The organism is Flavobacterium procerum, from assembly GCF_042431625.1.
Classification (GTDB): Bacteria; Bacteroidota; Bacteroidia; order Flavobacteriales; family Flavobacteriaceae; genus Flavobacterium; species Flavobacterium procerum.
This window is the reverse complement of the sequence record NZ_JBHLYW010000022.1, coordinates 726,334-742,055: the sequence shown is the minus strand read 5'-3', so window position 1 is coordinate 742,055 and position 15,722 is coordinate 726,334. Positions and strand designations below refer to the sequence as shown.

General features: G+C 35.7%; 13 protein-coding genes. 11 read left to right on the top strand and 2 right to left on the bottom strand.

The annotated features are described in order from the left end of the window. The 5 genes from ACFFLS_RS22610 to ACFFLS_RS22590 form a co-directional block, all read left to right on the top strand. The coding region (locus ACFFLS_RS22610; protein ID WP_379689655.1) for an Ig-like domain-containing protein at positions 1-3,244 on the top strand (3,244 nt) is incomplete at its 5' end. 47 nt (positions 3,245-3,291) lie between these two features. Continuing rightward, positions 3,292-4,224: a PorP/SprF family type IX secretion system membrane protein gene (locus tag ACFFLS_RS22605; RefSeq protein ID WP_379687678.1), complete on the top strand. Its 933-nt coding sequence runs from the start codon at positions 3,292-3,294 to the stop codon at positions 4,222-4,224. 11 nt (positions 4,225-4,235) lie between these two features. Then, positions 4,236-6,173 carry an OmpA family protein gene (locus ACFFLS_RS22600; protein WP_379687676.1) on the top strand — a complete coding sequence of 646 codons (1,938 nt, stop codon included), beginning with the start codon at positions 4,236-4,238 and terminating at the stop codon, positions 6,171-6,173. A 237-nt stretch (positions 6,174-6,410) separates the two neighbouring features. After that, positions 6,411-8,417: an NAD-dependent DNA ligase LigA gene (ligA, locus tag ACFFLS_RS22595; RefSeq protein WP_379687674.1), complete on the top strand. Its 2,007-nt coding sequence runs from the start codon at positions 6,411-6,413 to the stop codon at positions 8,415-8,417. Further along, entirely contained in the window at positions 8,404-9,105 is a 702-nt protein-coding gene (locus tag ACFFLS_RS22590) for a lysoplasmalogenase (RefSeq protein WP_379687672.1), read from the top strand. The genes ligA and ACFFLS_RS22590 overlap by 14 nt, the downstream gene beginning before the upstream one ends. On the opposite strand, the gene ACFFLS_RS22585 is transcribed toward ACFFLS_RS22590, so the two are convergent. Continuing rightward, complete coding sequence (locus ACFFLS_RS22585; protein ID WP_379687671.1) at positions 9,092-10,003, bottom strand: bifunctional metallophosphatase/5'-nucleotidase; 912 nt, start codon at positions 10,001-10,003, stop codon at positions 9,092-9,094. The two genes, ACFFLS_RS22590 and ACFFLS_RS22585, sit on opposite strands and share 14 nt — an antisense overlap. Positions 10,004-10,045: 42 nt before the next feature. After that, positions 10,046-10,825, bottom strand: a complete 780-nt coding sequence (locus ACFFLS_RS22580; protein WP_379687669.1) for a 5'-nucleotidase C-terminal domain-containing protein — start codon at positions 10,823-10,825, stop codon at positions 10,046-10,048. A 47-nt stretch (positions 10,826-10,872) separates the two neighbouring features. Here ACFFLS_RS22580 and ACFFLS_RS22575 point away from each other — a divergent pair, with 47 nt between their 5' ends. From ACFFLS_RS22575 to porD, 6 genes are all read left to right on the top strand, one after another. Next, positions 10,873-11,385, top strand: coding sequence for a DUF6913 domain-containing protein (locus tag ACFFLS_RS22575; RefSeq protein ID WP_379687667.1), 513 nt, complete (start codon positions 10,873-10,875; stop codon positions 11,383-11,385). 15 nt (positions 11,386-11,400) lie between these two features. Next, positions 11,401-12,282, top strand: a complete 882-nt coding sequence (dapA, locus tag ACFFLS_RS22570) for a 4-hydroxy-tetrahydrodipicolinate synthase (protein ID WP_379687665.1) — start codon at positions 11,401-11,403, stop codon at positions 12,280-12,282. A gap of 138 nt (positions 12,283-12,420) precedes the next feature. Next, positions 12,421-13,215 carry an outer membrane protein assembly factor BamD gene (locus ACFFLS_RS22565; protein ID WP_379687663.1) on the top strand — a complete coding sequence of 265 codons (795 nt, stop codon included), beginning with the start codon at positions 12,421-12,423 and terminating at the stop codon, positions 13,213-13,215. A gap of 8 nt (positions 13,216-13,223) precedes the next feature. Beyond that, positions 13,224-13,541 carry a DNA-directed RNA polymerase subunit omega gene (locus ACFFLS_RS22560; RefSeq protein WP_012025451.1) on the top strand — a complete coding sequence of 106 codons (318 nt, stop codon included), beginning with the start codon at positions 13,224-13,226 and terminating at the stop codon, positions 13,539-13,541. Between the two features lie 9 nt (positions 13,542-13,550). Then, on the top strand, positions 13,551-14,768 hold the full coding sequence (gene coaBC, locus ACFFLS_RS22555) for a bifunctional phosphopantothenoylcysteine decarboxylase/phosphopantothenate--cysteine ligase CoaBC (RefSeq protein ID WP_379687661.1): 1,218 nt from the start codon (positions 13,551-13,553) through the stop codon (positions 14,766-14,768). A gap of 57 nt (positions 14,769-14,825) precedes the next feature. Then, positions 14,826-15,710: a type IX secretion system protein PorD gene (gene porD / locus ACFFLS_RS22550; protein ID WP_379687660.1), complete on the top strand. Its 885-nt coding sequence runs from the start codon at positions 14,826-14,828 to the stop codon at positions 15,708-15,710. Positions 15,711-15,722: the final 12 nt, after the last annotated feature.

The following is a 15,722-nucleotide window of genomic DNA, read 5'->3' as shown; positions in this document are numbered from 1 at the left end:
TACAACACAGGATTTCTGTCAGGAAGATGCACCGACATTTGCGAGCATCCAGACCAACGAGACTAATGTTGTCTGGTACAGCGCATCTACAGGCGGAACAGCAATTCCGGCAACGACTGCTTTGACAAGCGGTACATATTATGCATCATTATTGGATGCTGCAACAGGCTGTGAGAGTTCAGTAAGATTATTGGTAACCGTAACGGTAACTGATCCTGCAACACCAACAACAACAGATACGACACAGGATTTATGTCTGGTAAACGCGCCTACATTTGCGAGCATCCAGACCAACGAGCTTAATGTTGTCTGGTACAGCGTAGCTACAGGCGGAACAGCAATTCCGGCAACGACTGCTTTGACGAGCGGCACTTATTACGCATCATTATTGGATGCTGGAACAGGATGCGAAAGCTCAGTGCGATTACTGGTTACAGTAACGGTAACTGATCCTGCGACACCGACGACTACAGATACAACACAGGATTTCTGTTTAGTTAATGCTCCAACATTTGCGAGTATCCAAACAAACGAAACAAATGTAGTTTGGTACAGCGCAGCTACAGGCGGAACAGCAATTCCTGCAACGACTGCTTTGACAAGCGGCACTTATTATGCTTCATTGTTGGATGCTGGAACAGGATGCGAAAGCTCAGTAAGATTGGCGGTTGCAGTAACCGTAACTGACCCTGCGACTCCTACAACCACAGATACAACACAGGATTTCTGCCAGGAAGATGCACCGACATTTGCGAGCATCCAGACCAACGAGACTAATGTTGTCTGGTACAGCGCATCTACAGGCGGAACAGCAATTCCGGCAACGACTGCTTTGACAAGCGGTACATATTATGCATCATTATTGGATGCGGTAACAGGATGTGAAAGCTCAGTGAGACTAGCAGTTGCAGTCAGTGTTACAGACCCTGCTACTCCAACAACTACAGATACGACACAGGATTTCTGTCTGGTAAACGCGCCTACATTTGCGAGCATCCAGACCAACGAGACCAATGTTGTTTGGTACAATGTTGCGACAGGCGGAACAGCAATTCCTGCAACGACTGCCTTGACGAGCGGCACTTATTATGCATCATTGTTGAATGCAGGAACAGGATGCGAAAGCTCAGTACGATTACTGGTTACAGTTACCGTAACAAATCCTGCTACTCCGACTACAACAGATACGACACAGGATTTCTGTCTGGTAAACGCACCAACATTTGCGAGCATCCAGACCAACGAGACCAATGTTGTCTGGTACAGCGCAGCTACAGGCGGAACAGCAATTCCAGCAATGACTGCCTTGACAAGCGGCACTTATTATGCATCATTATTGGATGTGGCAACAGGATGTGAAAGTTCAGTACGATTAATGGTTACAATAACTGTTACTGACCCTGCAACGCCGACTACAACAGATGCAACACAGGTATTTTGTTCTGGTACTAATCCAACAATTGCAAATATTCAGGTAAATGAAAGCAATGTGGTTTGGTATAGTACAGCTACAGGCGGAACAGCGATTCCAACGGGAACTGCTTTAACTACAGGTAATTATTATGGAGCGATTCTTGATCCAACGACAGGTTGTACAAGCAGTGTAAGATTATTAGTAGCAGTTACAGTTGGTAATACTGTAAATCCAACAACTAATAATACTACTCAAACTTTCTGTTCTACAGCGGCGCCTACTTTCGCTAGTATTCAGGTGAATCAATCAAATGTTATTTGGTACACCAGTGCTACAGGCGGAACAGCAATTGTATCTACTACACCATTAACAACAGGTGTATATTATGGAAATATCATAGATCCTTTAACTAATTGTGAGAGTACAACACGTTTACAGGTTACTGTTACAGTGGTTAATCCGACTGCGACACCAACAACAAATAATGCGACACAGAATTTCTGTACTTTAAATTCTCCGACAGTGGCTAATATTCAAGTCAATGAGGCCAATGTGGTTTGGTACAGTACAGCGACAGGCGGAACTGCAATTTCTGCGACTACAGCATTAGTAACTGGCACATATTATGGAGCAATTTCCAGTGTGGCAGGTTGTGAAAATCCAGTAAGATTAGCGGTTGCGGTAAATGTTAATGCTCCGAGAGTAGTAACGACATCAAATACTTCACAAGTTTTCTGTCTATCCGCAGCTCCAACATTAGCTAATATTCAAGTTAATGAAGCCAATGTATTATTTTATGCTACAGCGACAGGAGGAACACCATTAGCAGCAAACACACCGCTTACTGCAACAACTTATTACGCAGGGGCATTAAGCAATACCACAAATGGTTGTGATAACGCACCAAGATTGGCAATTACAGTTTCATTTGAAAATGACGCTGCGGTTCAGATTGCTACTACAGATGATACACCTTGTGTTTTCAAAGGAGTTACTTACTCTATTGCAAACGGTAAATCTAGTTATGTTTGGACAATCACAGGTGGAACAATTATTTCCGGAGGTAGTTCAGCAGATGGTTCTGTAACGGTTTCATGGTCTGATATTGGTCCGGGTAGGGTTGAGGTTGCTTATATTAATAATTGTGACGAAAGAACAGTAAAATCTCTTAACGTTACTGTAGCTAGTTGTTCAGACTTAACGATTACTCATACAGTAGATAATCCGACTCCAAATTTTGGCGATAAAGTAACATTTACGATAACAGTTAATAATGTTGGAGAAGGTGATTTCATAAACACTCTTGTTAGTGATTTACTTCCTAGTGGTTTACAGTTTGTAAGTTCGTCTTCAACTTCAGGAACATACGATCCGAATACACAACTTTGGACAATTCCAAGATTAAATGCTGGCCAAAGTGTAGTGTTAACAATTGTTGCAGAAGTATTGCCTAGCGGAAATTACACCGTTGTTGCAACTGTCGAAACTTCAACTCCTTTAGATGTTGATCCATCAAATAATTCAGCTTCAGTTACTTTAGAACCAATTTGTTTGACTGTTTACAATGAGTTTACACCAAACAATGACGGAGCAAATGATCTGTTCAGAATTGACTGTATCGAATCTTATCCAAATAATGAGCTGAAAGTTTACAACAGATACGGAGCATTAGTGTACAGTAAAGCACACTATGAAAATGATTGGAACGGAACAGCAAATGTTTCCGGAGTTGTTAATAGAGGAGATATGTTGCCAACAGGTACTTATTTTTATGTGATAACCATTGGAGATGGAACGGTTAAAAAAGGATGGTTGTCTATTATGAGATAAGCCGGCTTCTATTAATCATCAATTAATTAAACTAAATAAGTATCGTTATGAAACTATATATAAAATCATTAGAAACGTATTTCATTTTAATATGTTCTTTTATCACGGTTTGTGCCACCGCACAACAGGATCCTCAATATACCCAGTATATGTATAATACTATGGCGGTAAATCCAGCTTATGCTGGATCTGCCGGAACCATAGAAGTTGCACTTTTGTATCGTTCTCAATGGATTGGAATTTCCGGTGCACCAGAAACACAGTCTTTCTCTATTCATTCTCCTCTTATAAATGAAAATGTAGGTTTAGGTTTGAGTGTGGTTAATGATAAAATTGGTCCTTCAGATGAATTGTACCTTGACGGAAACTTCGCTTATTCAATTCCGTTGGGATATGAAAAAAGATTGGCTTTTGGTCTTAAAGCGGGTATGAGAATGTTGAATATCGACTGGTCCAAAGGAAGATATTACGACAATAATGATGTTTTACTTAATCAAAATATTAATAATCAAATGAAACTTGCTGTAGGAGCAGGGATTTACTACTACACAGATAAATGGTATGTAGGGCTGTCCGTTCCGAGTTTTATGCGAAATAATTATTATGATGATGTGCAAGAATCTATAGATTACGATCGCATGCATTATTTTCTGATGGGAGGTTATGTATTTGATCTTAGTCCAAGTTTGAAATTTAAACCGGCATTTTTAGTAAAAGCAGTAAGCGGGGCGCCAATTACTGCTGATGTTTCGGCAAACTTTATGATTCAGGAAAAATTTGTTATTGGAGCCTCTTACAGAACCGACGATTCTGTGAGTATATTGGCTGGGTTTCAGATTTCAAGAAGTTTTTATCTCGGATATGCTTTTGATTATACTGTAAGCGATTTGAACAAATACAACGATGGTTCTCACGAAATCATCCTAAAATATCAATTCGTTAAAAATCAAAGTAAAATCAAATCTCCTCGATTCTTCTAAATATAAAACCTATGAGAAAACTATATATCCTGAGTTTATTTTTGAGCATTACCTTTGGTTTTGCTCAAAAAACCAATTTGAAGAAAGCCGATGCTTTGTTCAGAAATTATGCTTATACTGATGCTTCTAAAGCCTATGAAGAATGTCTGGCGAACATAAAAGATCCGTCGGCACAAACCTTAAAAAATGCTGCTGATTCCTATTATTTCATATCAGATTCGAGAAATGCCTTAAAATGGTACCGAAAACTTTATGAAGTGCAAGGAAATAACCTGACCGATATCTATTACCTGCGTTACATTCAATCTATGAAAGCCGTAATGGATTATGATGAAGCAGATAAGATTACGAAGGAATATCTGGAAAAAAAAGGAGATAAAAAGGAAATTAGCCGTTATGTTGCCCAAAAAAAATACATGGACAGCGTTGCGAAGGCAAAACCTCTTTACGAAATCAAAAATTTAGCAATTAATACCAGTAAATCTGATTTTGGGGCTACTTTTTTTCAAGAGAAAGTGGTATTTACCTCCGCAAGAGATACCACTAAGTTTAGTGAAAAACTATACACTTGGAACAACCAGCCTTTTCTTAATCTGTATGTATCAGAACGCAATCCAGCTGATGGAAGCTTGTTTAACGAAACTGTTTTTCTGCCAAATGTAATGACTAAATATCATGAGGCTACGGCCAGTTTTGACAGTCAGGGAAAAACAATCTATTATTCTACCAATATTGTAAAGAAGAACAAACTGGTTGTAGATGAAGAGAAAGTCAATAATTTCCAAATAGTAAAAGGATCAATTGTCAATAATAAACTCGAAAATGTTCAGAAGGTATTTTTTGACAGCGATGAATATTCTGTTGGGCATCCTTCTTTAAGTGAAGACGGAAAATGGCTGTTCTTTGCTTCTGATATGCCAGGCGGTTTTGGAGAAACAGATCTTTATTATGTTAAAATTGCTGCCGATGGTACTATGAGTTCACCACAAAATTTAGGTCCGACTATCAATACTATTGGTAATGATCTTTTCCCTTTCTTCAGTAATGGAGTGCTTTATTTTTCTTCTGATGGACATTACGGCTGGGGAGATTTAGATATTTACGAAAGTAAACTCCTAGCAGACGGTACTTTTTCTGTACCTAAAAATTTAGGAGAACCCATTAACAGTAACAAAGATGATTTTACATTTATAATTGACAAATCAAACACTTACGGTTATTTCTCTTCAAACAGGGCAGGAGGAAAAGGAGATGATGATATTTATTCGTTTACGAAGTCAAAACCGGTCTGCAGACAGAGCATTTCTGGAATTGCTTTTGACAGAAAATCAAAATTACCTCTTTCAGATGTGGTTGTAATGGCTTATAACTCTTTTAGTGAAGTTCTCGGCGAGACCAGAACAAATTACGAAGGAAAATACGCAATCGAAGTTCCGTGTAACAAAGTGGTCAAAATGATGGCCGCCAAACCAAATTACAGTAGTGACGACAAGACTGTTGAAACTACGGGTGAAAATGCAGGCGAAATTAAAGATGTAAATTTCGAACTAAGTAATTACGATGATTTGGTGGTAAAAAGAAAAGGGGTCGAAAAAGTTGACGTAAACCCGATTTATTTTGATTACGATAAATATGACATCACTCCTAAAGCAATTGAAGAGTTGTCTAAGGTGGTTTTTATCATGCAGAAGTTTCCAAATATCAAAATCAAAATCGAATCTCATACCGATTCGCGAGGAAAAGATGCCTACAATCTGAAACTTTCAGATAATAGAGCTAAAGCTACTCGAGATTATATCGTTTCACAAAACATCGATGCTTCTCGAATTGAAAGCGCAATTGGTTATGGCGAAAGCCGACTGATTAATAAATGTAAAAATGGAGTAAAATGTTCAGAAGAAGAGCATCTTTTAAACAGACGTTCCGATTTTATCATTATTCAAAAATAGTTTTATGTTTGTCTGTTAATCAATTGTTTTTCAGTTTGTAATGTAAAACGTCAGAAACCATTTGGAAGTTGGTTTTATTAATTCTTTTTTAAGAATAATGGACAAGGAGAAAATCAAGCTGTGGTATTCACAGCTTGATTTTTGATTTTATAAAACTTTCATTTTTTAATACTTTCAAATAAAAATAAATCCTAATTTTGAAGTTCAGTTTTCACATTATACATTCTTCAATATTTTATGAGCATTCAAGAGACTATTCAAACATTACGAGATGAACTTAATCAACACAACTACAGTTATTATGTGTTAGACAATGCCACAATTTCTGATTATGATTTTGATATTAAACTGAAAGAGCTTCAGGATTTAGAAAACAATAATCCTGAATTTTTTGATGAAAATTCTCCTACACAACGTGTTGGAGGTTCGGTTACCAAAAACTTCAAAACTATCGCACACCAATATAGAATGTATTCTTTGGATAATTCATATTCGAAAGAAGATCTTTTGGATTGGGAAAATCGTATCCAGAGAGTTTTAGGAAATGTTGATTTGCAATACACATGCGAATTAAAATACGATGGAGCTTCTATAAGCATCTCGTACGAAAATGGAAAATTATTGCAAGCGCTAACTCGTGGAGATGGTTTTCAAGGAGATGAGGTAACGAATAACATAAAAACAATCAAATCAATTCCGCTTCGTCTAAAAGGAAGTTATCCCGATAAATTTGATATCAGAGGCGAAATTATTCTTCCGTTGGCAGGTTTTGAAAAAATGAATCAGGAGCTAATAGAAATTGGAGAAACGCCTTATTCAAATCCTAGAAATACAGCTTCGGGAAGTTTAAAACTTCAAGATAGTGCTGAGGTTGCAAAACGCCCGCTCGAATGTCTTCTTTATTTTGTAACCGGAAATAATCTGCCATTTAAATCACAGTATGAAGGTCTTGAAGCTGCAAGAAACTGGGGATTTAAAGTTCCAAGCGAAGCAAAATTGGTCAATAATATGCAGGAGGTTTTTGATTTTATTGATTATTGGGATACGCAGCGCCACAAGCTTCCGTATGAAACAGACGGAGTTGTTATAAAAGTAAACAGCATTCATTCTCAGGAAGAATTAGGTTATACAGCAAAATCGCCTCGATGGGCTATCGCATATAAATTCAAATCAGAGCAAGTTTCTACAACGCTAAAATCAATCTCGTATCAGGTTGGTCGTACAGGTGCAATTACTCCTGTTGCCAATCTTGAGCCGGTACAGCTTGCAGGAACAATTGTAAAAAGAGCTTCTTTGCACAATGCAGATCAGATCGAAAAATTAGATATTCGAATCAACGATACTGTTTTTGTTGAAAAAGGAGGAGAGATCATTCCTAAAATCATTGCCGTAGATTTAGAAAAGCGTCCTGAAAATTCAGAAGTTACGCATTATATCACACATTGTCCGGAATGCCAGACAGAGTTGGTTAGAAATGCAGGCGAAGCAAATCATTACTGCCCGAATTTTTATGGTTGCCCTCCGCAGATTATTGGTAGAGTACAGCATTATATTTCAAGAAAAGCAATGGATATTGAAGGTCTTGGAGGTGAAACTGTAGCATTGCTTTTTAAGAATGGACTCGTTCATAATTATGCCGATTTATACGAATTAAAAGTTGAAGACATTCTGCATTTAGAAAGAATGGCGCAGAAATCTGCTGAAAATCTAGTAAATGGGGTTTTAAAATCTAAGGAAATTCCTTTTGAGAATGTATTATTTGCACTCGGAATTCGTTTTGTCGGTGAAACTGTAGCCAAAAAACTAGCAAAACATTACAAAAATATTGATGCGTTAAGTCAAGCTTCTTTAATGGATTTGATTTTAGTTGATGAAATCGGAGAAAGAATAGCAAAAAGCGTAATTGAGTTCTTTGAAAATGAAGAGAACAAAATCATAATCGACCGCTTAAAAAGCTACGGAATACAGTTTGAAATTGTTGAAAAAAACAATCCAAATGCTACTGATAAATTTATAGGTAAAACTTTTGTTGTATCAGGTGTTTTCAGTCAGTTTTCGAGAGATGAGCTCAAAAAAGCAATCGAAGATAATGGCGGAAAAGTAGGAAGTTCGATTTCAGCCAAAACAGATTTTGTTGTAGCAGGAGATAATATGGGGCCTGCAAAATTAGAAAAAGCCACCAAACTAAACATTCCGATATTATCGGAGGAAGATTTTGTAAAAAAACTCAATGAAAGCGAATAAACCGTCATTAATTCTGTTTTTCTTAGCATTGTTCTTTACCATTATCTTTGATTGGACTGAACAAGATTTTTTAGCAACTTATGCTAAATCAATTGTGCTGCCTTCTATATTCATTTATTTTTTTATAAGTAATGAATTGAAAATCGGAAAAACAGAAGGGCTTATATTCTTTTTTTGCTTTGTTGGACAGGTATATGATCTAATGGCAATTGAAACCTCAGAAATAGGTGCAGTCTTGAGTTTTCTGGTTGTTTATATTTTGATTGTTGTCTTATTTATTCGGGAACACGAAAGAATAAAACTCACAAAACGAGATGTATTGCCTATTTCGATTGTAGTAGTTTTTATTGTATATCTGCTGATTTCTGTTTTGAGCCTTCAGCTGGAAAACATGCAGAAGTTTAAATTTATTTATATCGCTTACGGAATTGTATTAAGCTTTTTGAGTTATTTCTGTTTTGTTAGTTATATAACAAAAGGAACATTTATAACTCTGCTGATGTCCTTAATGGCTGTTAGCTATATTTTCTCAGATATATTCTATATTTTTAATGAATATTTCTCATATTCTGTGGTTCTTGTTTTAATAAGGGATATAACTCAAATTCTAGCTTATTTCTTTATGGTTGAATATTTCCTCGAAAAAGCTAGAATTCAAAAAAGACAAAAAAAGATTATACAACAATAGTTGTCCCTTGGTTTGTGTGTGCTTTATCTTTATCAAAATAAAAGTCAATTCGGCCTAAATTGATTCCGTAGCAACCAACTTGATTTACCAAAACTTCTTTTCCAACTTTGTTTTTTACAATCGTCGGTTTGTCTAAGAAAGTGTGTGTATGACCACCAATAATCAAATCAATATCCTGAGTTTGTTCAGCAAATTTTAAATCACTGATTTTGCTAGGGTCATCCTTGTATTTGTAGCCTAAATGCGAAAGACAAATCACTAGATCACATTTTTGCTCTTTTTTCAAAAGCTGTGTCATGTCTTGCGCAATTTCAACAGGATTATTGTAAACTGTTTCCAGGTATAATTTTTTATCCACCAAACCTTGCAGTTCGATTCCAACACCAAAAACACCAATTTTGATTCCGTTTTTGTTGAAAATTTTATAAGGCTTCACATGTCCGTCCATGACGGTATTTTTGAAATCATAGTTAGAGTTGATAAAATCAAAAGTTGCGTGAGGAAGTTGTGCATACAATCCGTCAAGGCCATTGTCAAAATCATGATTTCCAATGGTCGAAGCATCATATTTCATCATGCTCATCAATTTAAATTCCAGTTCACCACCATAATAGTTAAAATAAGGAGTTCCCTGAAAAATATCACCCGCATCTAATAAAAGCACATTTGGATTTTCTTTTCGAATACTTTCTATCAATGCAGCACGACGAGAAACACCGCCCTTGTTAGGATTACGCGGGTCATCTGCAGGAAAAGGATCGATATGACTGTGCACGTCGTTGGTATGCAGAATGGTTAAATGTTTGATATCGTTAGTTTCAAAACTGCTTAAAGATAATCCTAAACTTAGTAGGGCAGTACTTGCAGCGGTTTTTTCGATAAATTCTCTTCTTTTCATTTTATATTGTTTTGCAGGAACGCTGGTATATTTTTGTAAATTTTATTCTTCAGTAATTCTGACATCTTTTGGAGCGACAACAGTGTCTACATCTTTAAAGTAATCAATCAGAACGTTTCTTAACTTATAATTCAGGTCGAATTTTTGAGTGCTTTTCGCGAAAAAAGTCATGCTGTCACCGCCATTTGCTAAATAATCATTGGTTGCAACATAATAAGTCTTATTTATATCAAGCGGTTTTCCTTGAATCAATATGTTTTTCGCCGTATTGTCTTTTGCAATCGTAAAAGTCATTCCTGATAAAGGTTGTGGTTTTTTCTCTCTAATGATATAAGCGGCGATTTCCAAAATTTGTTCACCTTTTAAAGCTAGCACGACAAGATTATTTTCAAAAGGCATAATTTCAAAAGCCGTTCGTGTCGTTACATTTCCTTTAGGAAGAATAGCGCGAATACCGCCATGATTAAGCAAGCATAAATCGATATTTTTATTTTCGCGCGATTTAAAAACTGTATTTCCTCGCTGTAAACAAACATCAGCCATTAAGCTTCCAATGCTGGTTTGCCATTTTCCTGTGTTTTTATCTAGTGTTTCAGGTGCGTAGGCTAAAACATTATCTAAATCCTGATTAATATGGTCGCGATAAGGTTTTATGTATTTTTCAATTTCTGGAGTTTCCGCAGTTTTTTCAGTGACAGGAAGTTGTTTTCCCTCTATTTTTGTCAAATTGTAGTTTTTTTGACTACAAGAAAGAATGAAAAAAAGTGTTAAGAATATAACAAAAAGTTTTAAAAATCCGTTATACTTTTTTAGTTTTACCATTTTAAATGCAACTTAAATAATTAATTTTGTAATCTGGTAAAAGTACTATGTTTTTAAATTATACGAAGGAATTTTTTGTAAAAAAATCATTAAAAAATAACCTCAATAATAAAAAAAATGAAGTCTTTTCAAAAGATGTGCAAACAATTGGTTTGTTGATAGATGAAAGTGATTTTGGCTATTCTGAAGAATTGATTACAGAGTTTACCTTGTACGGAATTAGTCCTGAAAACATTAAAACGGTCTCCTATGTTGGAAAATTCGATAAGAAAAAAACATATGAAAGGCCGACTTTTGGGAACACACACATTGATTGGAAAGGAGACATTAAAGAGGTATTTCTAAATGAATTTACAGATTCAGAATTTGATCTTTTAATTAGTTTTTATGATGTTGAAAAGCCATTTTTAATGTTGCTGACACAAAAATCAAAAGCTAAATTTAAAGTCGGTTTTGCCACTGTTGATTGCAGTCTGAATCGCTGGATGATTAACACGGAGAAAAAGAACTATAAACTTTTTGTTTCGGAGTTGTTTAAGTATTTAAAAAATATAAAATAAATTATAATAAAAAATATGCAATCATTAATAGGAACTGGTGTTGCGCTTGTAACTCCATTTAAAAAAGATTTTTCAGTAGATATTGAAGCTTTACACAGAATTGTAAATTTTTCTATCGACGGAGGAGTCGAATATCTTGTAGTAATGGGTACAACCGCTGAAAATGCTACCCTTAGTACAACAGAAAAAGAATTGGTTATAAACACAATTGTTGAAGTTAATAAAGGAAGGCTTCCTTTGGTTCTTGGAGTTGGAGGCAATAATACGATGCAGGTTGTAGAAGAATTAAAGACGAGAGATTTTAGCGCTTTCGATGCAATTTTATCAGTTTCTCCATATTATAATAAGCCAACTCAAGAAGGAATTTACCAGCATTTTAAAGCAATTGCCGAGGCTTCTCCTGTTCCAGTGATTTTGTATAATGTTCCAGGAAGAACTTCGAGCAACATGCTTCCGTCTACCGTGGTTCGATTAGCCAATGATTTTGAGAATGTTGTAGCTATTAAGGAAGCGGCGGGAGACATGGCACAAGCTATGCAGATAATCAAAAATGCTCCAAAAGATTTTCTAGTAATTTCGGGAGATGATATGTTGGCATTGCCAATCGTACTTGCAGGTGGAGCGGGAGTGATTTCTGTAATTGGACAAGGTTTTCCGAAAGAATTTTCAGAAATGATTCGTTTGGGACTCAATAAAAAAGTTTCAGACGCGTTTAAAACACATTATTTCTTGTCTGACAGTATTGACATGATTTTTGAACAAGGCAATCCAGCTGGAATCAAACAAATTTTTCAAGCACTCGGAATTGCTGACAATACTGTTCGTTTACCATTAGTGAGTGTTGATGATTCATTGGCAGCAAGATTGAATGAATTTGTAAAAAACAGTATAAAATAAGCTTATATTTGAAGGTATTTTACGATACCAAAAAAATATTTTGCAATAGCTAAATTAATAACTAAATTTGCCACCGAAACTTCGGTGTGATTTTGCTTTGGCATAATTGTCTGAGAGATCATAATATAAAGTATGAAAATGAAAAAACTAATTTCGCTGTTGCTTATAACAGCCCTTTTCTGTTCTTGTAGTGACTATCAAAAAGCACTGAAAAATGATGACGTTGCAGCAAAATTTGAAATTGCAACAAAGATGTACGAAGCTGGAAAATACAATAAAGCGATACGTCTTTTTGAACAGTTGGCTCCTTCTTACAGAGGAAAACCACAGGCAGAAAAGCTTTTTTACATGTTTTCTCAATCTTACTATAAAACCAAACAGTACTATTTGGCTGGCTACCAGTTCGAAAGTTTTGTTTCGGGTTATCCTCGAAGCGAAAAGGTTCAGGAAGCAGCATTTTTAGGAGCTTACAGTTATTCTAAATTAGCACCAGTTTACAGCCTTGATCAGTCTGATACAGTAAAAGCTCTTGAAAAACTGCAGACTTTTATAGATAATTATCCAAATTCAGAATACATCGCACAGGCAAACCAGACTGTACAGGTTCTGAATGGGAAATTGGAGAAAAAAGCTTTTGAAAATGCCAAAGGTTATAACACAATATCAGATTTTAAATCGGCATTGGTTGCTTTTGATAATTTTATAGCAGATTTTCCAGGAACACCTTTTAAAGAAGACGCATTGTTTTACAAATACGATTCGGCTTATAAATTGGCGATAAACAGTGTTCCTTCTAAAATGGAAGAGCGTTTACATGTTGCAAAAACAGCTTATAATAACTTGATGAAGTTTAAAAGCGATACTAAATATAGAAAGCAGGCAGACGAAATGGATGCCAGAGTTGAAACGGATTTACAAAAATTTACTAAATAAATAAAGTCATGGATTTAAAAAAGACGAATGCTCCTGTTAACACAATAACTTACAACAAAACAGTTATTGAAGAGCCAACAGGAAATGTGTATGAAGCAATTACCATTATGGCTAAAAGAGCAAATCAGATTAATTCTGAAATTAAAAAAGAATTAACTGAAAAGTTAGAAGAGTTTGCTACTTATAATGACAGTCTTGAAGAAGTTTTTGAAAATAAAGAGCAGATTGAAGTTTCTAAATTTTACGAAAAATTGCCAAAACCACACGCTTTAGCTGTTCAAGAATGGTTAGACGGTAAAACTTACCACAGAAATTCAAACAAATAATATAGTATAATGTCAGTTTTAAACGGGAAAAAGATTTTACTGGGAGTCTCCGGTGGAATTGCAGCGTATAAAACAGCCTCATTAGTACGACTTTTTATCAAAGCAGGTGCACATGTCCAAGTGATCATGACACCTGCTTCTAAGGATTTTGTAACACCACTTACATTATCTACCTTATCTAAAAATCCAGTACACTCGAGTTTTTTTAACGAAGAAGATACAGATGCAGTTTGGAATAATCATGTAGAATTGGCATTGTGGGCCGATATTATGCTGATTGCTCCGGCTACGGCAAATACTTTGTCTAAAATGACAACAGGTAACTGTGATAATCTTTTAATTGCTGCTTATTTGTCAGCAAAATGTCCCGTTTATTTTGCCCCTGCAATGGATTTGGACATGTACAAACATCCTTCAACGTTATCTAGTTTTAAGGCACTTAAGCAGTTCGGTAACATTTTGATTCCGGCAGAAAGCGGCGAATTGGCAAGTGGTTTGTCTGGTGAAGGTCGTATGGCTGAGCCTGAAAATATTGTTGCATTTCTTGAAGCAGACTTAAGCAGTAAACTCCCTCTTAAAGGAAAAAAAATCCTTATTACGGCTGGCCCGACATACGAAGCGATAGATCCTGTACGTTTTATAGGAAATCATTCTTCGGGAAAAATGGGATTTGATATTGCAAATGAAGCCGCAAAATTAGGCGCTGATGTTGTTTTGGTTTCAGGGCCAACGCATTTAAAAGTAAAAACATCTTCGATTAAAGTAATTCAGGTTATTTCTGCACAAGAAATGTTTGATGCTTGTCATATGTATTTTAAAGATATGGATGTGGCAATTGCAGCAGCAGCAGTAGCAGATTACAGGCCAAAAACTGTTGCGACACAAAAGATTAAGAAAACAGCTTCAGAATTTTCTATAGAACTGGAAAAAACAAAAGATATTTTGTTTTCTCTGGGAACAATCAAGGAAAAACAGTTTTTAATTGGATTTGCTTTAGAAACTGACAATGAAATTGAAAATGCTAAGTTGAAAATTCAGAAAAAAAACTTAGATTTGATTGTTTTAAATTCCTTACAAGATGAAGGGGCAGGTTTTAAAAAAGAAACCAATAAAGTGACTTTTATTGATGGAAATTTTAAGATTGAACCAATGGAATTAAAGTCAAAAGAGTCTGTTGCGGCTGATATTTTAGGAAAAGTAGTTTTGCATTTCTCAGAAAACAGCTGAAACTTAAATCGGTACACAATTAAATGGTTGTGTGGCAGAATTTAAATATAAACCAGTATGAATAAAATCGCGGCACTTTTAGTTTTTTTTATCTTTGGCTTTGCGCAAGCACAGCAGCTAAATTGTACGGTTACGATTAATACAGAACGACTTCCAAATCCAAATCAACAAGTTTTTAAGACACTTCAGACTGCTTTATCGGAGTTTGTAAATAAAACAGATTGGACTGGAGCTACTTTGAAGCAAAATGAGCGTATTAACTGTTCCATGTATATTACTTTGTCTTCCAATAGTTCAGACCAGTTTACAGGAACAATTCAGGTTCAATCTTCGAGATTGATTTTTAATTCTACGTATTCTTCTCCAATCCTGAATTATAACGATAAAGACTTTAGTTTTAAGTACACCGAATATGAGCCGTTGCTTTTTAATCCGAGCGTTTACGAGTCAAATTTGGTGTCGGTAGTTTCATTTTACAGTTATTTGATTTTGGGCATGGATGCTGATTCTTTTCAGATGGGTGCAGGAAATCAGTATCTAGAAACGGCCCAAAATATTGCCAATGTCGCTCAACAAGGCGGTTTTAAAGGCTGGAACCAATCTGATGGATTGCAGAATCGTTATTATTTGATAAATGATATGGTTGCGCCAACTTACAGCGACTTGCGTCAGACAATGTTTATGTATCATACAGGTTTAGATACAATGAGCGCTGATTTAAAAGCTTCCAAAGAAAAGATAAAATCCTCGTTATTATTGATTTCAAGATTAAATTCGGTTAAGCCAAATGCTTTTTTGACCAGGATTTTTTTTGATGCAAAATCAGATGAAATTGTCTCTATATTTTCTGGAGGGCCAAGCGTTCCCATCAACGATTTAACCGATGTTTTAAATAAAGTTTCGCCTTTAAATGCTGGGAAATGGTCTCAGATAAAATTTTAAGAAACGTTTTAT